Raw genomic sequence first — 23,128 nt, 5'->3', positions numbered from 1 at the left:
AACAGCAGGGGTGCCCGCCTGCCGCGCCCCGGAGTACGGCAGGATGTGCGGACGATGCGGAACGGACTCGTACAGCTCGGCGCCTGGGCGGCGGCCACCGGGGCGGCGGTGGCGCTGTCCTGGTTCGGCGTGCACGCGGTGCTGACCGGCGCCGCGTTCGAGCAGCCGACGGCGCTGCCGCTGCCGTCCCCGGCGTCCGCCGGAGCGGCGGCGCCGACGCCCACCGCGACGGCCCCGGCGCAGTCCGCCCCCCGGCCGGAGCAGCCCACGCCGACGTCCGCCCAGGCCTCGACGGCCGCCCCGCACGGCGTCGCGCCGTCCAGTGCCCAGCCGTCCGGTGCCCAGCCGTCCTCGCGCCGCCCGGCGCCGGTCGCCACGACCACGTCCTCGGTGCGCAGTTACCCGGTGTCGGGCGGCCGGGTGGCGCTCGACCTGCGCACCGACAGCGCCTCGCTGGTCTCCGCCACACCGGACCCGGGCTGGCAGATGCAGGTCTGGAACGGCCCGCAGTGGCTGCGGGTGGACTTCACCAGGGGCGACCAGGCCAACTCGGTCTTCGTCGCGTGGAACGGCCACCCGCCGACCGTCGACACCGTCGTCCGCTGACCGGCCCCCGCCCGGCCGTCACCCCCGGGCGGTGGTGACCCCGGGCCGGCTACCACCCCGCGAACGGCACGTACCCGGGCAGGTAGGGACCGCGGTAGCGGGACCGGTCGACCAGGGTGTGCCGGGTGCCGCCGGGCACCCCGATCGCGGCGAGCACCACCGTCCCGTACCGGTCCTGCACCTCGTAGGGCTCGGCGAGCGAGCCGGCGCCGCGGTCCACGGCGTAGTCGTACGCGTAGTAGACGTCCGGCACGGCCACCGCGAGGTCGACGACCCCGTCGCCGTGCCGGGCCAGGCGTGCGGCCAGTTCCCGGCCGCGCGGCCCGATCACCTGGACCAGCGAGGTGATCACGAACCTGGTCCCGGGCGCGTCCAGGACGTAGGAGACGGTCTCGGGCTCGCCGGTCTCCGGGCCGGCGTAGGCGGTACAGCGCAGTCCGAGCGCGGTGGCGTAGCGGCGGGCCGCCCGCCCGGCGTCGCCGACCGCGAAGACCACCGCGTCGGCGTGCCCCATCGGGACGAGGTCGGGTTCCTCCCGGCCCGCGGTGAGCAGCACGGGTTCGGCGGCGGTGTCGGTCATGTCGGCCCTCCCGGAAGGCGTACGGGACCACGATCTGCCCCCGCGGGCCGGTGTGGGGAGCGGCTCACGGGGTTGTGGCTGGAGGGTGGCGCCGCGCCGACCGCCGCGCAACTGTTCCGTTTCCTCCTGGTCAAGGTGTGCGCCGGGGCGGGAGAATCGGCGGTACCGCTGTACAGATTGCCCACCGGAGGACGGAGCCCGCGATGCCCCCCGCCCACGCCCCGAGCGACCCCGACTCCCCTGCCGGGCAGGGCAATTCCACGCCGGCGGGCGGCGGCAACGACGCGATCGACGCGCTGGACGGCCGGCTGATCCGGCTGCTGGCCGAGGAGCCGCGGATCGGGGTGCTGGAGTGTTCGCGCCGCCTCCAGGTGGCCCGGGGCACCGTGCAGGCCCGGCTGGACCGGCTCCAGTCCAAGGGGGTGATCGGCGGTTTCGGGCCGGAGGTGGACCCGGCGGCGCTGGGCTACCCGGTGACGGCCTTCGCCACGCTGGAGATCTCCCAGGGGCAGGGTTCCGACGTCCGGACGCACCTGGCGGCGGTGCCGGAGGTGCTGGAGCTGCACACGATCACCGGACGCGGGGACATGATGGTGCGCATCGTGGCCCGCTCCAACGCCGATCTTCAGCGGGTGATCGACCGGGTGGTCGGCTTCGACGGGATCGTCCGGTCCTCGACGGCGATCGCCCTGGAGAACCCGGTGCCGTACCGGATCCTGCCGCTGGTGGACCAGGCCGCCGCCGAGTAGCCCGGGCCGGCCGGGAGCGGGGACACGACCGGGCCCCCGGGGCCGTCGGACAGGGCTCGCCCGGCCCCCGGGACGGGACCCCGCCACGACGGCGACCGGCCCCGTCACGCAGCACGCCAGGAGCCGCGGCAGCGCGCCCCGCCGTCCGGGCCGGCGTCCTCAGCAGCCGGGGACGGCGCCGCCGCTGTGCAGCGCCTCCAGCGCGGAGACGGCCTCGCCCAGCGTGCCCACGGGCACGAGCCGCAGCCCCTCGGGCGTGTTGACCTTGGCGTCCGCGCACTCGTCCTTGGGCAGCAGGAACACCGTCGCACCGTCCCGGGCGGCCGCCTGGGTCTTCAGTGGCACGCCGCCGACGGCACCGACCACGCCCTGGTCGTCGATGGTCCCGGTGCCCGCGATCTTCAGCCCGCCGGTGAGGTCGCCGCCCTTGCCGTCCCCGGCGAGCTTGTCGACGATGCCCAGTGCCAGCATCTGGCCGGCGCTCGGGCCGCCGATGTCACCGAGGTCGACCTTCACCTTGACCTGGTCCGGCGAGAGGTGGAGGTAGGAGAGCGCGGCCGCGGTGGCACTGTCCTGCGACTCGGTCATCTGCCGGGCGTTCTCCTCCTCGGCCTTGGCCGGGTTGCCCGCCGGGTAGACCGTCTCGGTCGGCCGGATCGCCTCGTCCTGGTCGAACCAGGCCCGCAGCGAGCGCCAGAAGGTGGTCTTCTCGTCCGGGTTGGTCGCCGAGATGGTGACCATCCGCAGCTGGCCCCCGGTGGTCCGCAGCGGCGCGCCGGTGATGGTGAGCACCGGCTTGTCCTGGTAGCTGCCGAGGGTGTCCGCGGTCACGCCCGGCCAGGTCAGCGTGTACGGCAGCGGGACGTAGGCGGCGACGGCGAACAGCGCGGCGACCAGCGCCCCGCACAGCGTCAGCGCGCGGGTCCGGGGGGAGGTCAGGGCCGGGGGCAGCTTGGAGTCGGACACAGAGGCATCCAAACACACCCGGGCCCCTGGTCAGGCACTACCGGAGGGCGTCGGCGACCTCCGTCGCGGCCTCCACGACCCGGGGGCCGACCCGTTCGGGGACCAGGCCGTTCAGCATCACCACGCCCACGCTGCCCTCGATCCCGCTCAGCCCGACCAGCGCGGCGGCCGCGCCGCTCGCCCCGGACTGCTCCTCCGCGCGGGTGATGACGAACCCCTGCTCCGGACGGCGCTGGCTGGGGAAGCCGCGCGCCTCCAGGATCGCCCGCCCCGCGGCGCTCTCCCCCAGCGGGTGGCGCAGCCCGGTCCGGTATGCGACGTGGAAGTCGGTCCAGCTGGGCTCGACCACGGCGACCGCCAGCGCCTCGCTCCCGTCCACCAGGGTGAGGTGGGCGGTGGCTCCGAGGTCCTCGGCCAGGCTGCGCAGGGCGGGCAGCGCCGCTTCGCGCAGCAGCGGGTGCACCCGGTGGGCCAGCCTCAGCACGCCGAGGCCGACCCGGGCACGGCCGCCGATGTCCCGGCGGACCAGCCCGTGCTGTTCCAGGGTGGCCAGCAGCCGGTAGACGACGGTCCGGTTGACGGCGAGCCGGGCCGCCAGCTCGGTGACGGTCAGCCCGCGCTCGGAGTCGGCGAGGAGCTTGAGGACCCGGACGCCACGGTCCAGGGTCTGGGAGGTCTCTGCAGTCACGACGCGCAATTCCTTTCCGCGGCGGGTCGCCGGAACGGAGGCGCCGGTCCGGGACTCAGGTGTCGCGCGCAGGGTGGGTGGCCGCGCTCGGGCCGCGGTGTGTCGTCCTTGACGTCCTGGCGGTCCTGCGGTGCCCGTCTCGCGGGGGTTTCCCAGCGGGAGAGCGTGGGGGAAAGGTAGTGAAGGAATTCCCCCAGCGGAAGTGCTTGTCCAAAATTCGGGCATGATCAATTTCGCCACGCATGACAAATACGGGCAAAGGCCCGTATTTCGCCGGTGACGACCGGGTGCAAGTTCGAGCACAGTCCGATGTCCGGACACTCCGGGCCACGGGGGCGCCACGCTCCGGGTCAGAGCAGGTTGCGCAGCACCGTCCAGGCCACCGCGACGCCGAGCAGCACGGCCGTGCCGCGGCGTTCGAGCGGGGGCCGCCAGCTCCGGCCGGCCAGGCCGTGCCGCAGCCAGGTGAGGTAGAGCAGCGCGACCAGCGGCAGCGAGAGCAGTAGCGCCGCGTTGTCGTGCCAGGCCGCCGCGAGGTCGCCGTGCAGCAGGTCGTACGTCATCCGGGTGCCGCCGCAGCCCGGGCAGTCCAGCCCGGTGATCCTGCGCCAGGGGCAGAACGGCAGCGCCTGTCCGGGCAGGTGCGGGTTGCGGGACCACAGGTACGCGGCACCGGCGAGGCCGCCGGCGGCCACCGCCAGCGGCGGCCCGGCGAAGCGCAGCCGGGCGGAGCGGGACAGCCGGGCGAGCAGGGGCAGCCGGGCGGCCCAGGACGCGGGCACGGCGAAGCCGCCCAGGCCGGAGCCGGGGCGGCGCGCCGTGGATGGCATGCGCAAGATCAGCTGCGCAGCAGACGGCCCTGGGCGTCCGTGCGGTCGTTGCTGGTGAGGAAGAGGATGCCGTCGATCAGGGACCAGATGCCGAAGCCACCGCAGGTCAGCAGCTGGGCGATGCCGATGCCGATGTGACCGGTGTAGAACCGGCCGACACCCAGGCTGCCGAGCAGGATCGTCAGGACGCCCGCGACGACCTTCGACTTGTCGGACAGCTCGGGCTGCTGGGCGTAGGGGGGGTACGACACGTTCGGTGTGCTCCTTGTGACGACAGGCCCGGGCCCGACGGTTGTCGCGGCCTCGGGTCGGTGAGGTTCGCCGGCCTGGCGCATCGGAGGCCGTGGCGGCCGCCCCTGACGGGCCGGCGCACAACTCCGACGGCCCGAAGGCGGCGCAGCACGCGGAACACTAGCCGATCATCACACCGGCTGTCTCTACAATTCCTTCGCGTATACCGGAATGTCACATGCTCTTGGGAACAGCCCGGATTACCGGTTAAAACGAACCGCTGACGGATCGTTACTTCGCCCATTCCCGGATTCGCTCGATCCGCGCCTTCAGCTGATTGGCGGTCGCCTGCGCGGTGAGCGGCCCCCCGCACTGACGGCGCAGCTCGTTGTGAATGGTGCCGTGCGGCTGGCTGGTCCGGTGGTGCCAGGCCGCCACCAGCGCGTTCAACTCCTTGCGGAGCTCGCGCAGTTCCTGGTGGGTGACGACCGGCCGCTGCTCGGCCGGCAGCTCCAGCAGGTCGGCCTCATCGGCCGGCTTGGCCTTGCTGCGCTGGATCTGCCGGTGCTGGCGCTTCTGCAGCAGCATCTGCACCTGGTCCGGCTCCAGCAGGCCCGGGATGCCGAGGTAGTCCTCCTCCTCCTCGCTGCCCGGGTGCGCCTGCATGCCGAACTCCATGGCGTTGTACAGCACCCGGTCGAAGACCGCGTCGGAGCCGATCGCCTCGTAGGAGAACTCGTCGCCGCCGGCGCCGTCCGGCCCGTCGTTGGCCCGCTCGGCCTCGGCGAGCAGCCGGTCCTCCTCATCGAAGAGGCCCTCGCCCTCCTTCTTCGGCCGGTCCAGCACGTGGTCGCGCTGGAGCTCCATCTCGTTGGCGAAGCCCAGCAGCGTCGGGATGGTCGGCAGGAAGACGGAGGCCGTCTCCCCGCGCTTGCGGGCGCGCACGAAACGGCCGACGGCCTGCGCGAAGAACAGCGGGGTGGAGATCGAGGTGGCGTACACGCCGACGGCCAGGCGGGGCACGTCGACGCCCTCGGACACCATGCGGACGGCGACCATCCAGCGCGAGTCGCCCGCCGAGAAGTCGGAGATCCGCTTGGACGCCTCCGCCTCGTCGGAGAGCACCACGGTGGCCTTCTCGCCGCTGATCTCGCGCAGCATCTTGGCGTACGCGCGCGCCACGTTCTGGTCGGTGGCGATCACCAGGCCGCCGGCGTCCGGGATCGCCTTGCGGACCTCGGTCAGGCGCCGGTCGGCCGCCTGGAGCACGCTGGGGATCCACTCGCCCTGCGGGGCCAGCGCGGTGCGCCAGGCCTGGGCGATCAGGTCCTTGGTCATCGGCTCGCCGAGCCGCGCCTCCAGCTCGTCGCCGGACTTGGTCCGCCAGCGCATGTTGCCGCTGTAGGAGAGGAAGATCACCGGGCGCACGACGTGGTCGGCGAGGGCGTGCCCGTAGCCGTAGGTGTAGTCGGCGACCGACTTGCGGATGCCGTCGCCGCCCGCCTCGTACTGGACGAACGGGATCGGGTTGGTGTCCGAGCGGAACGGCGTACCGGTCAGCGCCAGCCGGCGGGAGGCCGGCTCGAAGGCCTCGAAGCAGGCCTCGCCCCAGGACTTGGAGTCACCGGCGTGGTGGATCTCGTCCATGATGACCAGCGTCTTGCGGGCCTCGGTGCGGTTGCGGTGCAGCATCGGGTTCACGCCGACGCCCGCGTAGGTGACCACGATGCCGTGGTAGTCCCGGGAGAGCGGCCCGGAGGAGTACGCCGGGTCCAGCCTGATGCCTATCCGCGCGGCGGCCTCGGCCCACTGCTTCTTGAGGTGCTCGGTCGGCGCGACCACGGTGACCTGCTGCACCAGGTGGTTGTGGAGCAGGTAGGAGGCCAGGGTCAGCGCGAAGGTGGTCTTGCCTGCACCCGGGGTCGCGACCGCGAGGAAGTCGCGCGGCTGGTTCTCGATGTACTTGTCCAGCGCACCCTGCTGCCAGGCCCGCAGCTTCCCGGCGGTGCCCCAGGGGGCCCGGCCGGGGAAGGCCGGCGACAGGTGGTGCGAGGGGGAGGCCGACGCATGGCCGGCGGTCCGGCCGGGCGCGTGCGGCTCCTGCACGTCGGAGAAGAGCGGCATCGAGGAGGCGGCGGCAGTACTCACGGTCTCCGAGGGGGGATCATCGCAGGTCAGAGGCGGTTTGGCAGCCCTGACCCGCGGTCGGGAGGCAATCGGACAACCAGCCCAGCCTACCCGGCCCGGCACCGTCCGGGCGGCCAGGCCGGGCCCCCGCGCGGCCTGCGCGGCCGGAAAGCGATATGACGCAGGTCACAGGGATTGCCCGGGAAAAGCGGGTAAGCGGAGCCACCTGTACCGACTCTCACCAGGGTGAGGCCGCCCCACCCTCCACAGCCGTCACTGCGGCCTCACGCCACCGAGAAGGCCCCACACCCCGAGAAGGGACGCGCCGTGCACACCGCCGTCGAAGAGACCGTCCAGGCCCGCCTGATCCTCTCCACCCACCGCTCCGCCCGGCTGCGGGTCGCCCTGTCCTACCGCCCGGACGACCCGCTCGCGGTCCGGATGGCCTTCCCGGCCGAGTTCTCCCTGGACGAGCCCTCCGACGCGCCCGGCCCGGACGGCGGCCCGGACATCGTCTGGGTGTTCGCCCGCCGGCTGCTCACGGCCGGGCTGGAGCTGCCCGCCGGGGTCGGTGACGTCCACGTCCGGCCCGCGATCGGCCGGCGCACCATGGTCGAGCTGCGCGCGCCCGAGGGCACCGCACTCGTCCAGTTCGACAGCGCCGACCTGCGGCGCTTCCTCTGGCGCAGCCGGCTGGCCGTCCCCGAGGGCGAGGAGCACCTGCACCTGGACGCCGACCGGGCGCTGGCCGAGCTGCTGGGCTGAGTGCCCGGCGCCGGAGCGTGCCCACGCCCGGGAGCCCCCGGGCAGGCCCGGCCGTCCGCGTCCGCCCGGGCCGGGCCGGGCCCGGGCAGAGCGGAGCCGGAGGACGGGAGGGCCGGGACTCAGGACGAGAGCCGGCGCATCAGCCGGACGCCCTGCGCCGCCGTCAGGTGCGGCAGGTACGCCTTGCCGATCGCCCGGGTGATGCTGGGCAGCGCCGCCGGGTCCGGGTACGCCATGAACATCGGCCGGTACTCCGGCTGGAACTTCGCCTTGAACGCGAGCAGCGAGCGGAACCCGTACACCGGCTCCAGCACCCGGCCCATCCAGTCCAGCATCCGCTGCATCCCGGTGGGCGCCGCGTCCTGCCCGGAGCGGGCCAGCGGCGCGCCCGAGAGCGAGAGGAAGCGCGCGCCCTCCTCCTTGAAGCCGAGCGCGGCCGAGGCGATCAGGAACTCCGTCACCCCGCGGAAGCCGTCCGAGCGCCGGCGCATGAAGTCCAGCGTCCAGCCGACCGGCGCCCCGTTCTCGTACACCGGCATCCAGCTGGTCAGCCCGTGGACGGTCCGGTCCCCGTCGACGGCGATCAGCAGCCGGACGGCCGGGTCGTCCAGCTCCTCCAGGCCGCCGAGGGTGAAGCCCATCTCGGGCAGGCCCTTCTCCGAGACCCACTCCTCCGAGATCGAGCGGATCTGGTCCCGCAGCGCGAGCGGCGCGTCGCGGTAGGCCCACCACTCGGCGGTGATGCCCTGCTTGCCGGCCTTGTTGAGCGCGGTGCGGATGTCCTGCCACTTGCGGCCGGTGAAGGCCAGCCCGGGCAGCGCGACCACGGTGTCCTCGGCGACCTGCAGCGAACGCCAGCCGAGCTGCCCGGCTTCGGCCATGGTCTCCGGGGTGACGCTGTAGAAGCACGGCGTCCAGCCGCGGGCGTCGCAGTAGCGGGCGAAGCCGGCCACCGCCCGGCGGCGGGCCTCCGGTTCGCCGAACGGGTCTCCGGTGGTCAGCGCGACCGTCGAGAGCACCCGGTAGGCGACCGCGGCCCGGCCCTCCTCGTCGAACCAGTAGTGGTTGCCGTCCCAGGTGGTGATGAAGGAGAGCGTGCCGCCGCCGTGCGCGGTGAGCAGCGCCCGGGCGCGGGCCGCGTCCGCGGCGTCCGCGTGCACCGCCGGCCGCCGGAAGGCCACCAGCAGCGCGGTCAGCGCGACCACCCAGAAGACCAGCCCGCAGTACGTCTCCAGCAGCCGGGCGAGCGGGCCGACGGCGATCGGGTAGTCGGGCAGCAGGTCGTTGTAGGCCGGGGGAAGGAACTGCGCCGGCAGCCCGGAGACCAGCCCGCGGAAGGTCGCGCCCGGCTCGAACTGACCGGACGCCAGCAGACCGAGGCCCGCGTACGCGGCGGAGGCGGCCAGTACCGCCCCGCCGAGCAGGGCGGCAAGCCGGCCGTGCAGCGCGCCCGGCAGCCGCAGGCCGAACCGCTGCCGGGTGGTCAGCAGCAGGCCGGTGGTGAGCAGCGGCAGCAGCAGCGCCTCGACGAAGTACTGCACCACGTCCCCGGAGCCGGTACCGGTCTCGGTGAACAGCCAGACCAGCAGCGCGGCCCAGAGCAGCTCGGTGGCGACGGTGATCCGCCAGGCGAGCCGCAGCCCGCGCCGCAGCCCCTCGGCGAGGACCAGCAGCAGCGCCGGGAACAGCGCGGCCATCAGCCGGGCCGGCGTGTCGAAGATCCGCTCGACGGCGTGCGCCCGGGCGCACTCGTGGGCGGAGAGCGCGCAGAAGTCGGCGACCTCGTCCGGGGTGAGCCGCTGGGAGAAGTACAGCTCCGAGAAGGTGTTGAACGGCCCGGCGGCGTTGTCGTACAGCGAGGCGATCAGCGGCCCGAGGGCCGCGGCCACCAGGCAGAGCGCGACCAGCACCCGGGTCTCGTTGTGCGAGGCCCGGTGCGGGCCCAGCTGCCACCGGCCCCGGGCCAGCAGCGCGCCGGCGCCGAGGCCGACCAGCGCGCCGGCGAAGCGCTGGACGCTCTGCAGATGGCCGACGTACAGCGTCATCACCAGCGGGACGAGCACTACCAGCAGGTGCAGCCGGCGCCGCCAGAGCACGGTGAGCCGGTAGCCGAGCACCCCGGCCAGGGCGAACAGGCCGACGATGGGGCCGATCGCGGTCTGGTCCGCGACCGAGTGGGTCCAGTGCTCGCCGGCCCGGGAGCCGGCCGCGACCAGTGCGGTCCCCAGCAGGGTGCCCGCCAGCTGGCCGCCGACCAGCACCAGGAGGGTCCGGCGCCGGCCCAGCCGGTTCTCGGCGGCCGGGCCGACCAGGAGCAGCAGCAGGCTGGTGGAGACGTACGAGGCCAGGCCGGAGCACCAGAGCAGCGAGGTGAACGGTGTCCACCAGCGTCCCTCGGCGAGGGTGGGCAGGCCGACGCCGGCCTGCGCCAGCAGCCCCCGGGAGGGGCCGTGGGCCAGGCTGCCGGTGGCACCGCCGACCGCCCAGAGGACGGCGAGCAGCGTGAGGGTCAGCGGTGCGGCGCGCAGCCGGGCGGCCGGCCCGGTCAGCACCCGCCGGCCCGGTTCCGGGCCCGGTTCCGGGGCCGCTGCCGGTGCCGCTGCCGGTGCCGGGTCGGCGGCGGTCCGCTGGGCAGGCACCACGGGGGCCGCACCGAGCCGTATCACGGGGTCAGCCCGGTCTGCTGGGCCAGCCAGGGCAGCTGGTCGGCGATGCCGGGCCGGAAGATCACCCAGCCGTGTCCGCCCGGCATCAGGTCGAACTTGGCCTTCATGCCGGCCGCCAGGGCCGCCTGGTAGATCTTCTCCTGCTGCCGGCGGAAGTAGTCGTCGGTGCGGCCGACGACGATCGCGGCGGCGGTGTCCGGGAACTTCTTGCGGGTCAGCAGGTGCATGGGGTTGACGGCCTCGAACGCGGCGTTGTCCCCGCCGAAGGCGACGTTGACGGTCTCCGTCCGGGTGCCCAGGGTGGGCTCGTCCTGGCCGGACATGTCGAGGAAGGAGCCGTAGACCTCGGGGGCGTTGACGGCGAGCTGGAGGGCGCAGGTACCGCCCATGGAGGCGCCGCCGATCGACCAGGAGCCCCGGCCCTTGGCGGCCTGGAGGTGCTCGCCCACCCACTCCGGGACGTCCACCGCCAGGTAGGTCTGGACCTTGGCGATCTTCGAGTCGAAGCAGAGGGTGTTGGCCCAGGTGGAGCCCAGCTGGTCGGGCATCACCACGATCGGTGCCAGGCCCTCGTGCGCGGCGGCGAAGGCGTCCAGGGCCTCGTTCACCTGAGCGGTGTTCACCCAGTCCTCGGGCACGCCCGGCTGGCCGCCCAGCAGGACCACCACGGGCAGCAGCGGCCTGGGGGTGGCGTGGTAGGCGGGCGGCAGGTAGACGTAGGCGTCGCGGGCCTTGAAGCCGGACTTGGCCCCGGGGATCGGCGTCTTGGAGACGGTGCCCTTGGCCGGCAGGCCGGGAGGGGCGTGCCAGACCTCGGAGAGCGCCTTGCCGGGCGGCGCCGCCACGGTCTCGGCCCTCCTGCTGGTGGTCAGCTCCTGCGTCTTGTTCAGCCAGGGCGCGAGCATGACGCGCCCGCTGGGGTACTGGTCGAAGCCGCGGTTGACCTGCGAGGAGGACATCAGCAGCACCAGGAGCGCGCCGCCGACCGCCAGCAGCCTGCCCCGCAGGCGCAGCCTCGGCACCCGGAACCCGGCCAGGCAGCCGGCCAGCAGGGCGACGGCGATCCACCAGCGGACGTACCGCGGCAGCCCCTCCGGGAAGGGGTGCCACCAGCCGTCGACGACGACGTCCACCAGCACGCTGAGCGCGGCGGCCGCGAGCAGCGCGGCGGGCAGCCGGCGGCCCCACCAGGCGCGGCCGCGGGCCAGCCCCAGCAGGAGCAGGGACCCCCAGCCGGCCGCGAGCACGGCGTACGGGATCGGGCCGTGCGTCAGCGGCCAGTCGATCGGGTTCCAGCGGACGGCAAGCGAGACGGGCGTCATATCTTCTTCCCCGGCCGGGTGGTGTCGGCCAGGAAGCCGTAGGCGACCACGTTTCCCTGGTAGCCGTGTTCCTCGCTGTACCCGCCGCCGCAGGTGATCACCCTGAGCTGGGCGTCTGCGGCCTGGCGGTACACCCGGTCGTCCGGGAAGTCCTTTCGGTCGTGCACTTCGATGGCGTAGAGCTGGTAGACGGCGGTGGCGCCGTCCTCGCGGGCGATCTCGATCCGGTCGCCGCGGTGCAGCGCCCCCAGATCGTAGAAGACGGCGGGTCCGGTCCGGTTGTCGACGTGGCCCGCGATGATCGCGGTGCCGCGCTGCCCGGGGGTGGCGCCGCCGCGGTACCAACCGGCCAGGTTCCGGTCGGTCTCCGGGGGTGCCTGGAGGTGGCCGTCGGCGTCCAGGCCGAGGCCGGTGACCGGGGCGTCGAGCTTCACGGCGGGGATCCGGATCCGGGTGGGGGCGGAGGGGCCGAGCGGCGGGACGACGGAGACCGGGGCGAAGCCCGAGAGGGCCTGGCCGGCGGCCGGGGCCGGGGGCAGTTCGAGGTGGCCGCCCTGGTTCAGCATCCAGGCGCCGAGGACGAGCGCGGCACCGACCGCCAGGGTGCCCGGCCACGGGCTCCTGCTCTGCTGGGCACCCACCCGGTGCTCTCCTCTGCTGACGACTTGCTGCTCCCTGGGAGATCCCTGGGAACAATCCAACCGGACGGGACCCTAAGGCACATCAACACGATGGTCGTACCGGCACCCCCCGATCGGCAGGGCCGAGGGCCCGGGGCGTACTCCGAGTAGACCCCCGACCACCCGGAGAGAGCAGCGGTCCCCGGAATGACTGCCCCCGGTTCCGCCCGCATGGGCATCGACCATCTGGGCGGCCCATCCGGTTGCATCAATCGGGCGATCAGTTCGGACCGACCGTGGTGCATCACTGACCGGTCGAGACCACATGCCATGCTGACCCCGCTCAAGGTCTATCACCGCACTTGTCCGACCGGACGTGTGGCGCTTCCTCCCGCCGGGGCCGTCGCACGCCGTCCGCACGCCTCACGAACGGAGTGACCATGGACCCTCTTTCCCGCCGCACCCTACTGGCCGCCGGTGCCGCGACCGCCGCCACCCTCGCGGCCGGCTGCGGCGGAAACAGCGGGCAGGTCGGTGGGCAGGGGGCCACGCCGGCGCCGGCGCCGGCCAGCCCGGCGGCGGACCAGGCCGGGCACTCGTCCGAGGCCCCCAAACCCCCGGCCACCCTCATCGGCGACGGCTCCACCTCGGACACCGGCCCGCAGCCGGGCCAGCCCACCGCCGAACCGCTGAAGCTCGGCGAGCGCCCGCCGCAGTTCGTGGTCTTCTCCTGGGACGGCGCCGGCGAGCTCGACAACGGCCTCTTCGGCCGGTTCCGCAAGCTCGCGCGGGAGCACAACGCCTCGATGACCTTCTTCCTGAGCGGCCTCTACCTGCTGCCCGAGTCCAAGAAGGACCTCTACCGCCCGCCGCAGCACAAGGCCGGCGCCTCCGACATCGGCTACCTGAGCGACCAGCACATCCACGACACGCTGACGAACCTGCACGCGGCGTGGATGGAGGGGCACGAGATCGGCACCCACTTCAACGGGCACTTCTGCGGCGCCACCGGCGTCGGCAGGTGGTCGCCGGAGGAGTGGGACAGCGAGATCGAGCAGGCGATGGACTTCGTCATGAACTGGAAGACCAACACCGGCTTCACCGACCTGCCCGCGCTGCCCTTCGACTACCGCAAGGAGCTGATCGGCAGCCGCACCCCCTGCCTGGAGGGCCAGCGCAACCTGCTGCCGACCGCCGCCAGGCGCGGCTGGCGGTACGACAGCAGCGGCAACGGCACCCAGGTGTGGCCCCAGAAGATCCAGGGCGGCGCGCTCTGGGACCTCCCGTTGCAGTCCATCCCCTTCCCCGGGCACACCTTCCAGGTGCTGTCGATGGACTACAACATCATGTTCAACCAGTCCGGCAGCAACACCAAGGCCGACCCCTCGCTCCACGCGGCGTACCAGACCCAGGCCCGGGACTCCTACCTGATGGGCTTCGAGCGGGCGTACACCACCAACCGGGCGCCGTACGTCATCGGCAACCACTTCGAGCAGTGGAACGGCGGCATCTACATGAACGCCGTCGAGGACGCGCTGAAGGCCATCGCCGGCCGGCCCGGCGTCCGGCTGGTCTCCTTCCGCCAGCTGGTGAACTGGCTGGACGCGCAGGACCCGGCGGTGCTGCGCAAGCTCCAGAGCCTCGCCCCCGGCCAGGCCCCCGCCGGCGGCTGGGAGACCTTCCTGGGCTCCCCCGCCCCCGCGGCCGCCGCCGGCTGACCCGCGGCCCTACGCCTTCCGCACCCGGCCCGCGACGAGGGCGCCCAGCAGCGCCACCCCGGTCATGGTCAGGAAGATCACCGCGAACGCGCCGGACGAGCCGGTGCCCCCGGCGCCCTCGCGGGCGGCGGCGGCCGAGCCGCCGCCCAGCGCCGAGAACAGCACCCCCGCGAGGCCGACCAGCAGCACGTTGCCGAGCGCGTCGCTCACCTGCAGCGAGGCCGAGTTGGCCCCGGCGTCCTCCGGCGCGGACAGGCTCATCATCAGCACGCTGACACTCGCCACCGCCAGCCCCATGCCGATCCCGCCGACCCCCCAGGCCACCGCCGCCACCCAGGCCGGCACCGCCGGGACCAGCACCAGGGCCGCCCCCGCGATCGCCACCGCGGTCAGTACGAAGCCGCCCCGGATCATCGCCTCCCGGAACCGCTCCGCCCCCGGCCGGCCCTGCAGCCAGGAGCCCAGCGCCCAGGAGAGGCCGCCGCTGGTCAGCGTCAGGCCGGCCAGCGTCGGCGACAGGCCCCGCTCGGTGACCATCATCAGCGGGATGAACGCCTCCGCCGAGAAGAACGCCCCCGCCGCCACCCCGCGCAGCAGGATCACCGTCGGCAGCCCGCGCCCCGCCCGCAGCGTCCCCGCGGGCAGCAGCCCCAGCACGGCGGGCAGCAGCAGCGCCGCCCCGGCGGCGGCCGGAACCAGCGCGACCAGGTCCAGCCGCTGCCCGGCGTACTGCAGCAGGCCCGCGCCGAGCGCGGCCATCGCGGCCAGCCGGGTGCGGCGGCGGTCGAAGTCGACGCCCTTCAGCACCGGCTGCTCCCGCTCCGAGCGGCGCAGCGCCGGGCCCATCACCGCCAGGGGCAGCAGTATCAGCACCGGGACGGAGAGGAACACCCAGCGCCAGCCCAGGTGCTGGGTGACGGCTCCGGAGACCACCGGGCCGACGATCGAGGGCAGCACCCAGGCCGAGGAGAAGGCCGCGAAGACGGCCGGCCGCAGCCGCTCCGGGTAGGCCCTTCCGACCACCACGTACAGGGCGACGATCACCAGCCCGCCTCCCAGGCCCTGGATCGCCCGGCCCGCGACGAACACCCACATCCCGGGCGCCGCCCCGGCCACCACCAGGCCCGCGCCGAACACCGCGATACCGGTGAACAGCGGTTGCAGCGGGCCCCGCTTGTCGCACCACTGGCCGGAGACGACCAGGGCGAACAGGGTGGTGGTGAAGTAGCCGGAGAACGCGAACGCGTACAGCCCCAGCCCGTCCAGCTGACGGGCCGCCACCGGCATCGCGGTGTTGACGGCCGTCGCCTCGAAGGCGAGCAGCAGGACCACCGAGACGATGCCCAGGGTCAGCGCCCGGTAACGGGCGCCGAGCACCCCGCCGGAGTCGCTCGTGTCGGGGGGTGTCGGGCCGGCGTCGACCGAGGTGGGGGAGGCAGTGGTCATGCGTGCCATCGTAAGGCGCGTCCGGCCGGATGGCCCCTGACCAGCGGCGGTGGCCGCCTACTGCGCAGGGCCTAGGTCCCGCCTCAGTGCAGCGCCTTGAGGCCCACCACGCCGGAGACGATCAGCAGCAGGCACCCGATCCGGGCCGCCGTCGCCGCGTCCCCCAGCACCGCCATGCCGTACAGCGCGGTGCCGACCGCACCGATGCCGACCCAGACCGCGTAGCCGGTGCCGATCGGGATGGAGCGCATCGCGTACGCCAGGCCGCCCATGCTCAGTGCCAGCGCGATGCCGAAGACGACGGTGGGGACGAGCCGGGAGAACCCCTTGGACGACTCCAGGGCCACCGCCCAGACGGTTTCCAGGACACCGGAAACGATCAGAACGAGCCACGCCATGACGACAGCACCTCCGCAGTCAGCAGCGGCCGGGTTGCCGCTGTGCTGCGCCGTCTTGTCGTCACCGGGTACGACGCGCTCGTCCGGGGCGGCCTTCAATCGGCCACCTGTCTTCGACGGTAGCACAAGCCGCCATACAGAATTTACAAACGGATATTGACGCTCCCCCGCCCATTCCGCCAAGATGAATTCACCAACACGGCGAACGACGACAGGAGTCGGCAATGGACAGGAAGACGGCGGCCCCCGCGGCCCCCCGCACCTGTACCACCGCTCCCCGGTGTTGTCGCGCCTGTCGCTGCTGCCACTGCGCCTGAGCCGCACCCGCAGTACAGCTCCACCCCCCACGGCCGTGTGCCCGAGTGGTTGAGGGAACCGCCTGCAAAGCGGTTTACACGGGTTCGATTCCCGTCATGGCCTCCGTGAAACGAATTGCCGGTCGGCGCCTGTTGCGCCGACCGGCAATTCGTCGTTCTATTTCACCCCGGGGAATTCCCGGGAATTCCCGGGGCGGCCGGCCGGCCGCCCCCGACGGGTCAGCCGGTGACGGCGTCCTCGGGCCGGATGGGCAGGCGGCCCACCGGCAGACCGGTCGCGGCGCGGACCGCCGCGGCGACGGCGGCGGGGGCGACCACGGCCGGGGCGGCGCTGACCGCCTTGGCGCCGAAGGCGGCGACCACGTCGCGCTCCTCCAGCAGGGCGGCGATCCGGACCTCGGGGGTGTCCAGGGCGGTCGGCAGGCGGTAGCCGGTGAGGGAGGGGTTCATCAGCAGCCCGCCCTCGGTGCGCAGGTCCTCCAGCAGGGCCAGGCCGACGCCCTGGGCGACGCCCGCCTCGATCCGGTCCTCGATCTGGCGCGGGTTGAGCGCCCGGCCGACGTCCTGGGCCACCGTCATGTCGACCACCCGGACGGCGCCGAGCTCGATGTCCACGTCCACCACGGCCCGCATCGCGCAGAACGCGATGGAGACGAAGGCGTCGCCCTGGCCGGCCTCGTCCAGCGGCTCGGTCGGGTGCGGACGGCACTGCGCGGTGGCCCAGAGCTCCTTGCCCTCCAGCGCCTCGGCGACCGGCATGCCGAGCACCCCGTCGTACGAGGTGATCTTCCCGTCGGAGATCTGGAGCAGCTCGACCGACATCCCGAAGTTGGCGGCGATCGGCTGGAGCAGCTGGTGACGGACCATCAGTGCGGCCCGCTCGACCGCGCCGCCGGAGACCCAGGTGTGCCGGCCCCGGGCGGACGGCCCGGCGATCGACTGGTCGCTGTCGGCCGGCGCGATGTACACCTCGCTGACGCCCAGCACCGTCTGCACGATCTGCCGGGCCAGGGTGGCGAAGCCCTGCCCGGAGTCGACGGCCGCGCAGATCACCGTGGCGTGGTCGCCGCTGACCCGCACCGTCGCGGTGGAGACCTCGTCCTCGCCCTCGGCGCCCAGCATGTGCACCATGCCGACCGCGTAGCCGATGCCGCGCCGCACCGCCGCCGGGTCACCGGCACCGCCGGGCCCGCCCGGCAGCAGCCAATCGGCGTCCGGGTCGTCCACCGGCAGCGCGGGCAACGGCTCCGAGGAGACGGCGTCCAGCAGTGCGGCCACCGGCGCGGGGCAGGTGACGGCCTGTCCGGTGGGCATCGCGTCACCGGTGGCCATGGCGTTGCGGCGGCGGATCTCGACCGGGTCGACGCCGACCCGGGCGGCCAGCTGGTCGAGCTGGGACTCGTAGGCGAAGCAGGCCTGGAGCGCGCCCTCGCCGCGCATCCGGCCGGCCGGCGGGTTGTTGGTGCGCACCGCCCAGGCGTCCACGAAGACGTTCGGGCAGACGTAAGGGCCGACCGAGAAGGCGGTGGCGGCCGCCAGCGCCTCGGCGGAGACGTCCGCGTACGCGCCGCCGTCCAGCAGGATCTGCGCCTCGACCTTGACCAGCCGGCCCTCGGCGTCGGCGTGGTGGCGGTAGCGCAGCAGTGCGGGGTGCCGGGAGGTGTGGGTGTGGAAGGACTCCTCGCGGGTGAGCGTCATCTTCACCGGCCGGCCGGTGCGCAGTGCCAGCAGCGCCAGGGTGACCTGGAAGGAGAGGTCCTCGCGGTCGGAGGTGGCGCCGGGCACGCCGGTGACGACCAGCCGCACCCGGTCCGGCTCCAGGCCGAGGCAGGTGGCGGTGCGGTCGCGGTCCCCGTGCGGGTCCGTGGAGGACAGGTGCAGCTCGACGCCGCCGTCCGGGCGCGGCACGGCCAGGCCCGCCTCGGCGCCCAGCGGCGCCGGGTCCTGCCGTCCGACCTGGTAGAGCCCCTCGACGATGATCTCGCCGGCCGCCTCCGGGTCCCCGGTGCGCAGCGGCAGGTGGCGGAAGAGGTTGCCGTCCGGGTGCAGCGCCGGGGCGGTGAAGGACTGCTCGGGGTCGGTGACCGCCTCCAGCGGCTCGTAGTCGACGACGATCAGGCCGACGGCGAGACGGGCGGTGTCCGGGTGGTCGGCGGCGACGGCGGCGACCGGCTCGCCGTGGTGGCGGACCACCCCGGCGGCGAGCACCGGCCGGTCGGCGACGATCGGGCCGGCCGGGGCGCCGTCGAAGCCGCCGTCCGGGCCGGCCGGCAGGTCGGCGGCGGTGACCACGGCGTGCACGCCGGGCAGGGCGAGCGCGGCGGAGGTGTCGATGCCGTTGATCCGGGCGTGCGGATGGGGCGAGCGCAGCACCGCGCCCCAGAGCAGGCCCTCGGCCCAGAGGTCGGCGGCGTACGGGTAGATGCCGAGCGCCTTCGGCAGGGCGTCGCTGCGCAGCGGGGAGCTGCCGAGCCCGAACGGCTCCGCTGCGCCGCCCTCGTCACCGTCCTGCTGGGGCGCTGCGCCGATGTCGGTAGGCGACGTCATGATGCGTGGTCGTCCTCGGGGAGCCGGATGCCGTGGGCGGGGGTGGCACCGTACGGGACCCCGGCGGGGGCGGTGCCCTCGGCCGGGACGCCGTGCGGGGGCGTGGCGACGTACGGCGTGCCGTGCGCGGGCGTGCCGTCGAAGGCGGGGGCCTCGAAGCCGGGGCCGTCGTACCCGGTGCCGTCGTACCCGGTGCCGTCGAAGGCGGCGCCGGGTACGGGGACGCCGTGCGCGGGGGTCGGCTCGTAGACCGGGCCGTCGTACGGCGAGGCGGCCTCGTACGGCGGGGCGGCGTCGTACGGCGGGGCGGCGTCGTAGCCGGGCTGCGGATAGCCACCGTCGGGGAAGGCGCCAGGTGTGTAGCCGCCGTGGGCCGGGGCGGGCTGCCCGCCCATCCCCTGCATGCCGACGTCGTGCACGCCCGTGCCCGGCGCGCCCATGCCCTGCCCGGCGCTCCCCAGGCCGGCCGTCTCCTGGTAGACGGTCTGCTCGGGGTAGCCCTGCTGCGGGTAGTAGCCCTGGCCGTCGGCCTGCGCGGGGATGACCGGCACGGGCGGCAGCACCGCGGTGTCGTAGACGCCCGTGTCGTAGCCGCCCTGGTCGTCCGGCGTGCCGTACTGCATGCCGACGCCGACGCCCGTGCCGGCGGTGGTCCCGACGACGGCCTGGGCCTCCTCGGCGGGCGGCTGCGGGACGTGCTCGATCCAGGCGTCCTCGTCGGTGTACACCGTCGGCCCGGCCGTCTGCCCGGGCTCCTCCGGCGCGGCCGGGAGCGGGGTCCCCGCGTTCTGGGCGGCGGCCTCACCGGCCGGCTCCCCGGCGGGCGCGTCCCCGGCGTCCTCGGCCTCGACCGCACGCGCGTCGGCGATGCTCTGGACCGCGGCCAGCACGCCCCGGTAGCCGGTGCAGCGGCAGAGGTTGCCGCAGAGCGCCTGACGGGCCTCGACATCGGTGGGCCGGTGGTTGCGCTGGAGCAGGTCGTGCACGGCCATAGCCATGCCGGGCGTGCAGTAGCCGCACTGCACCGCGCCGGACTCGGCCAGCGCCTGCTGGACGTCGCTGGCGCCGCCGGCGGCCGAGAGGCCCTCGACGGTGTTGATCTCGCTGTCCGCGGCCAGTGCGGCGGGCACCAGGCAGCCGGCCACCAGCTGCCCGTCGACCTGCACCGAGCAGGCGCCACACTCGCCCTGCTCGCAGCCGTCCTTGGCACCGGCCAGGCCGAGCCGCTCGCGCAGCACGTAGAGCAGGCTCTCGCCGATCCAGGCGTCGGTGACGGGCCGTTCGAAACCGTTGACCCGCAGCGTGTAGGAGGCGCAGGGGCGCAGCTCGCGGCTGACGGGCGCATGGTCGAACAGACCGGCGTCGAGGGTCTCGATGGGGTCAGTGGTCACTTCAGCGCCCTTCCCAGTGCCCGTCGGGCCAGCACCGACACGGTACGCCGTAGCCGGACGGCGGCCGCGCTCGGCCCCTCGGTCACGGCCTCCCAGGCGCCCTCGGCGCCGTAGTTGTCGGGCACGCAGGCGGCGGCCACGTACTCGCCGAAGGCGGCGGTCGCGGCCGGGTCGATCTCGCGGCTGCCGTCCCAGTCGATGCAGCCGGCCACCCACGCCTCGGCCTCCAGCGGCCGCAGCGGGACGGGGGCGACGGCGCCGACGGCGCAGCGCACGGCGCGCCGGGCGGGGTCGAGGACGAGCGCGACGGAGGCGGTGGCGCGGGCCGGGCCGCTGCGGCCGGTGGCCTTGAGGAAGACCTGCGGGGCGTGCAGCAGCGGGACGCGCACCCAGGTGAGCAGTTCGCCGGGGCGCAGCGGGTCGAGGCCGGTGAGCAGGTGGCTGACCGGGACCTCGCGGGTGGCGCCGGCCCGCGCGAGGGTGACGCTGGCCTCCAGGGCGGTGAGCACCGGGAGGGTGTCGCCCGCCGGGGCGGCCGTGGCGATGTTGCCGCCGAGGGTGCCGACGTTGCGCACCTGCGGGGGTCCGGCGGTGCGGGCGGCGTCGGCGAGGGCGGGGATGAGCGCGGCGAAGTCGGGCCGGTCCATCCGGGCGTGGGTGAGCCCGGCGCCGAGGACGGCGGTGCCGCCGTCCTCGTAGCGCCAGCCGCGCAGTTCGGTGATGCGGCCGAGGCCGATCAGGGCGGCAGGGCGCAGTCGTCCGGCGTTGACGGCCTCCATCAGGTCGGTGGCGCCGGCCACCGGCACCGCGGCCGGGTGGGAGGCCAGCGCGTCGACGGCCTCGTCGAGGGAGGCCGGCAGCATGATCGTCCGGTTCACCTGGGTCCCACCGTGCTCCACTTGCTCATCGATCGCCTGCCGCCCGCAGGCCTCGGCCGGGGTGTCCGCGTCGGCAGCCCGGCCTGGCCCGTAGGGTACGGGCGATCGGGCCGGGTTGGGCAACTCTGGCACACAATGCTCGATGATCATTTCGGGACGGGCGAACGGAACTGCCCGATTGGGACGGATACCGGGCGGTATCTGCTCCGGCCCGGACCGGACCGAAGCAGATGTTCATCTGTTCTTGACGTCAGATGACCACTCAGAAGTTCCCGAACGTCTCGGGGACCCTCCCCCGTCAGACGGCCGGCGGCGCTCCGTCGAGCGGGCGGCCGAGCACGCCGGGCCGGCGCTGCCAGGGGTGCGGCCCGGCGGCCGGCCGGTACTCGACGCCGAGCGCGTCCAGCACGGCCCGGTGGGCCTCCATCCGGCGCTCGAAGCCGGCGTAGTCGCGCGCGGCCGGGTCGGCGGGCAGCGCGGACCAGGCGACCTCGGCGAAGGCCGCGAGCCGGGGGAAGGCCCGGTAGTCGACGTCCCGGGCGCTGTCCATGAACTCGGTCCACAGGTTGGCCTGGGTGCCGATCACCCGGCGGGCCGCGGCCTCGTCCAGCTGCGCCGGCACCGGCTCGAACCGGTAGACGTCCTCCAGGGTGCGGACGAAGCCGACCGGGACCGGCTCGTCCCGGCCCGGCGCCTGCCGGTGGTCCAGGTAGACGTGCTGCTCGGGGCACATCACCACGTCGTGACCGGCCTGCGCGGCGGCGATCCCGCCGCCGTATCCGCGCCAGGAGGAGACGGCCGCACCGGGGGCCAGGCCGCCCTCCAGGATCTCGTCCCACCCGATCAGCCGGCGCCCGCGCCCGGCCAGCCAGCGGTCGAAGTGCCGGATCACGTGGCTCTGCAGCTCGTCCTCGTTGGCCAGGCCCAGTTCCCGGATCCGCGCCTGGGCGGCCGCGCTGTCCTTCCACTGCTCCTTGGGGCACTCGTCGCCGCCGAGGTGGATGAACTCGGACGGGAAGAGCTCCAGCACCTCTTCCAGCACGCCCTCGAAGAAGCGGAGGGTGGCCTCGGAGGGGTTGAGCACGTTGTGACTGACGCCCCAGTCGGTCCAGACGCCCAGCGCCGCGGTGTCCACCACGTCGGTGTTGCCCAGCTCCGGGTAGGCGGCGATGGCGGCCTGCGAGTGGCCCGGCAGGTCGATCTCCGGGACGACGGTGACCGCCCGCTCGGCTGCGTACGCGACGATCTCGCGCACGTCGTCCTGGGTGTAGAAGCCGCCGTGCGGGCGGTCGTCACGCCGCCCGCCGGCCCGGTAGCCGACCATCGAGCGCTCGCGCCAGGAGGCCTGCTCCGCCAGTTTCGGGTAACGCTTGATCTCCAGCCGCCAGCCCTGGTCGTCGGTCAGGTGCAGGTGCAGCACGTTGAGCTTGTGCGCGGAGAGCTGGTCGACGAAGCGCAGGACGTCGGCCTTGGGGAGGAAGTGCCGGGCGACGTCCAGCAGCGCGCCGCGCCAGGCGAAGCGGGGGGCGTCCTCGATGTCGGTGCCCGGCAGCACCCAGCCGCCGTCGCGCAGCGGGGCCCGGCGGTAGGCGTCCGGGCCGAGCAGCCGGCGCAGCGTCTGCGCGCCCCAGAGCGCGCCGGCCGGGCCTCCGGCGGTGATCACGGCACGGCCGGGGCGTACCGAGAGCCGGTACGCCTCGCCGGCCAGCGTCTCGTCGTGCACCAGTTCGACGCCCTCACCGGGCCGCCCGGGGGCGAGCGGCAGTCCGGTCGCCGCGGTCAGCGAGGCCCGCAACCACCGCTCGGCACCGGCCAGCGAGGCCGGGGCGGTGAGGGTGGTGCCGCGGTCGAGGGGGAAGTCCTGGTCCTGGAGGCGGACGGAGCTCAAGGGGGCGGGGATGAGGTCCATCCCGCCATCCTGCCCCCGCCCGGCTCAATTGGCATAGACCACTTCGCGAAATGGTCCACTGTGCAAAACGGGCCGGGCCGGCGGCCTACTTGTCGTCGCCGCCCTTGCCGTCCTGGGGCTTGCCGATGCCGTCGTAGATCTCCTTGCACATCGGACAGACCGGGTACTTCTTCGGGTCGCGCCCGGGCACCCAGACCTTGCCGCAGAGCGCCACCACGGGGGATCCGGAGAGCGCACTCTCCATGATCTTGTCCTTCTGGACGTAGTGCGCGAAGCGCTCGTGGTCGCCGTCCCCGTTGGACACCTGCGGGACGGGCTCGACCAGGGTGCCGGTGCCGAGGCCGCGCTCGGGCTCAAGAGTGCTCATGGGTGCC

At 74.1% G+C, this 23,128-nt stretch carries 17 protein-coding genes, 1 tRNA gene, 3 pseudogenes and 1 riboswitch; of the genes and pseudogenes, 5 read left to right on the top strand and 16 right to left on the bottom strand.

All coding sequences use genetic code 11. From position 1 onward, the window contains the following. The first annotated feature begins 54 nt into the window (after positions 1-54). Positions 55-606 carry a hypothetical protein gene (locus C2142_RS24510; protein WP_148644628.1) on the top strand — a complete coding sequence of 184 codons (552 nt, stop codon included), beginning with the start codon at positions 55-57 and terminating at the stop codon, positions 604-606. A 67-nt stretch (positions 607-673) separates the two neighbouring features. Here C2142_RS24510 and C2142_RS24505 read toward each other — a convergent pair. Continuing rightward, positions 674-1,120: pseudogene (locus C2142_RS24505) on the bottom strand (VOC family protein); the annotation flags it as partial. A gap of 269 nt (positions 1,121-1,389) precedes the next feature. On the opposite strand from C2142_RS24505, the gene C2142_RS24500 reads away from it, so the two are divergent. Next, positions 1,390-1,935: an Lrp/AsnC family transcriptional regulator gene (locus tag C2142_RS24500; protein ID WP_241002752.1), complete on the top strand. Its 546-nt coding sequence runs from the start codon at positions 1,390-1,392 to the stop codon at positions 1,933-1,935. A gap of 159 nt (positions 1,936-2,094) precedes the next feature. Here the strand turns inward: C2142_RS24500 and C2142_RS24495 are convergent, their stop codons facing one another. The 5 genes and pseudogenes from C2142_RS24495 to C2142_RS24475 form a co-directional block, all read right to left on the bottom strand. Next, the gene (locus C2142_RS24495; protein WP_241002751.1) at positions 2,095-2,901 is read right to left on the bottom strand and encodes a S16 family serine protease; all 807 of its coding nucleotides are present in this window, start codon (positions 2,899-2,901) and stop codon (positions 2,095-2,097) included. Positions 2,902-2,938: 37 nt separating this feature from the next. Further along, on the bottom strand, positions 2,939-3,589 hold the full coding sequence (locus C2142_RS24490; protein ID WP_148644626.1) for a helix-turn-helix domain-containing protein: 651 nt from the start codon (positions 3,587-3,589) through the stop codon (positions 2,939-2,941). A 350-nt stretch (positions 3,590-3,939) separates the two neighbouring features. Next, positions 3,940-4,419, bottom strand: coding sequence for a DUF2752 domain-containing protein (locus C2142_RS24485; protein ID WP_148644625.1), 480 nt, complete (start codon positions 4,417-4,419; stop codon positions 3,940-3,942). Between the two features lie 8 nt (positions 4,420-4,427). Beyond that, a pseudogene (locus C2142_RS40335) lies at positions 4,428-4,634 on the bottom strand (TM2 domain-containing protein); the annotation flags it as partial. A gap of 307 nt (positions 4,635-4,941) precedes the next feature. Further along, a complete protein-coding gene (locus C2142_RS24475) occupies positions 4,942-6,774 on the bottom strand; it encodes a DEAD/DEAH box helicase (RefSeq protein ID WP_148644997.1) in 1,833 nt (610 codons plus the stop codon). A gap of 330 nt (positions 6,775-7,104) precedes the next feature. On the opposite strand from C2142_RS24475, the gene C2142_RS24470 reads away from it, so the two are divergent. Further along, entirely contained in the window at positions 7,105-7,542 is a 438-nt protein-coding gene (locus tag C2142_RS24470) for an SsgA family sporulation/cell division regulator (RefSeq protein WP_148644623.1), read from the top strand. Between the two features lie 119 nt (positions 7,543-7,661). On the opposite strand, the gene C2142_RS24465 is transcribed toward C2142_RS24470, so the two are convergent. From C2142_RS24465 to C2142_RS24455, 3 genes are all read right to left on the bottom strand, one after another. Next, on the bottom strand, positions 7,662-10,094 hold the full coding sequence (locus tag C2142_RS24465) for a DUF2156 domain-containing protein (RefSeq protein WP_162002530.1): 2,433 nt from the start codon (positions 10,092-10,094) through the stop codon (positions 7,662-7,664). A 110-nt stretch (positions 10,095-10,204) separates the two neighbouring features. Further along, on the bottom strand, positions 10,205-11,530 hold the full coding sequence (locus C2142_RS24460; protein WP_148644621.1) for an alpha/beta hydrolase-fold protein: 1,326 nt from the start codon (positions 11,528-11,530) through the stop codon (positions 10,205-10,207). Then, entirely contained in the window at positions 11,527-12,096 is a 570-nt protein-coding gene (locus C2142_RS24455) for a class F sortase (protein WP_148644996.1), read from the bottom strand. Before C2142_RS24455 ends, C2142_RS24460 begins: the two co-directional genes overlap by 4 nt. A gap of 494 nt (positions 12,097-12,590) precedes the next feature. Between C2142_RS24455 and C2142_RS24450 the strand changes: the two genes are divergently transcribed. Continuing rightward, positions 12,591-13,868, top strand: a complete 1,278-nt coding sequence (locus C2142_RS24450) for a hypothetical protein (RefSeq protein ID WP_148644620.1) — start codon at positions 12,591-12,593, stop codon at positions 13,866-13,868. A 9-nt stretch (positions 13,869-13,877) separates the two neighbouring features. Here the strand turns inward: C2142_RS24450 and C2142_RS24445 are convergent, their stop codons facing one another. Then, positions 13,878-15,314: an MFS transporter gene (locus C2142_RS24445; protein ID WP_194235803.1), complete on the bottom strand. Its 1,437-nt coding sequence runs from the start codon at positions 15,312-15,314 to the stop codon at positions 13,878-13,880. An 83-nt stretch (positions 15,315-15,397) separates the two neighbouring features. After that, on the bottom strand, positions 15,398-15,712 hold the full coding sequence (locus C2142_RS24440; RefSeq protein WP_148644618.1) for an SMR family transporter: 315 nt from the start codon (positions 15,710-15,712) through the stop codon (positions 15,398-15,400). A gap of 44 nt (positions 15,713-15,756) precedes the next feature. Beyond that, a riboswitch (guanidine-III (ykkC-III) riboswitch) is annotated at positions 15,757-15,822 on the bottom strand. 238 nt (positions 15,823-16,060) lie between these two features. Between C2142_RS24440 and C2142_RS24435 the strand changes: the two genes are divergently transcribed. Beyond that, positions 16,061-16,132: transfer RNA gene (locus C2142_RS24435), tRNA-Cys, on the top strand. Between the two features lie 116 nt (positions 16,133-16,248). On the opposite strand, the gene C2142_RS24430 is transcribed toward C2142_RS24435, so the two are convergent. The 5 genes and pseudogenes from C2142_RS24430 to C2142_RS24410 form a co-directional block, all read right to left on the bottom strand. Further along, positions 16,249-18,576: a xanthine dehydrogenase family protein molybdopterin-binding subunit gene (locus C2142_RS24430; protein ID WP_148644617.1), complete on the bottom strand. Its 2,328-nt coding sequence runs from the start codon at positions 18,574-18,576 to the stop codon at positions 16,249-16,251. 866 nt (positions 18,577-19,442) lie between these two features. Further along, positions 19,443-19,889: pseudogene (locus C2142_RS40330) on the bottom strand ((2Fe-2S)-binding protein); the annotation flags it as partial. Positions 19,890-19,963: 74 nt separating this feature from the next. Beyond that, complete coding sequence (locus C2142_RS24420; RefSeq protein WP_148644995.1) at positions 19,964-20,830, bottom strand: FAD binding domain-containing protein; 867 nt, start codon at positions 20,828-20,830, stop codon at positions 19,964-19,966. Between the two features lie 313 nt (positions 20,831-21,143). Beyond that, entirely contained in the window at positions 21,144-22,754 is a 1,611-nt protein-coding gene (locus C2142_RS24415) for a beta-N-acetylhexosaminidase (RefSeq protein ID WP_148644616.1), read from the bottom strand. 85 nt (positions 22,755-22,839) lie between these two features. Further along, positions 22,840-23,121: a DUF3039 domain-containing protein gene (locus C2142_RS24410; protein WP_174315682.1), complete on the bottom strand. Its 282-nt coding sequence runs from the start codon at positions 23,119-23,121 to the stop codon at positions 22,840-22,842. Positions 23,122-23,128 lie beyond the last annotated feature (7 nt).

The organism is Streptomyces sp. CB01881 (assembly GCF_002953255.1).
Lineage (GTDB): Bacteria > Actinomycetota > Actinomycetes > Streptomycetales > Streptomycetaceae > Kitasatospora.
The sequence above is the reverse complement of the archived record's forward strand: the minus strand, read 5'-3'. Positions and strand labels throughout refer to the sequence as shown.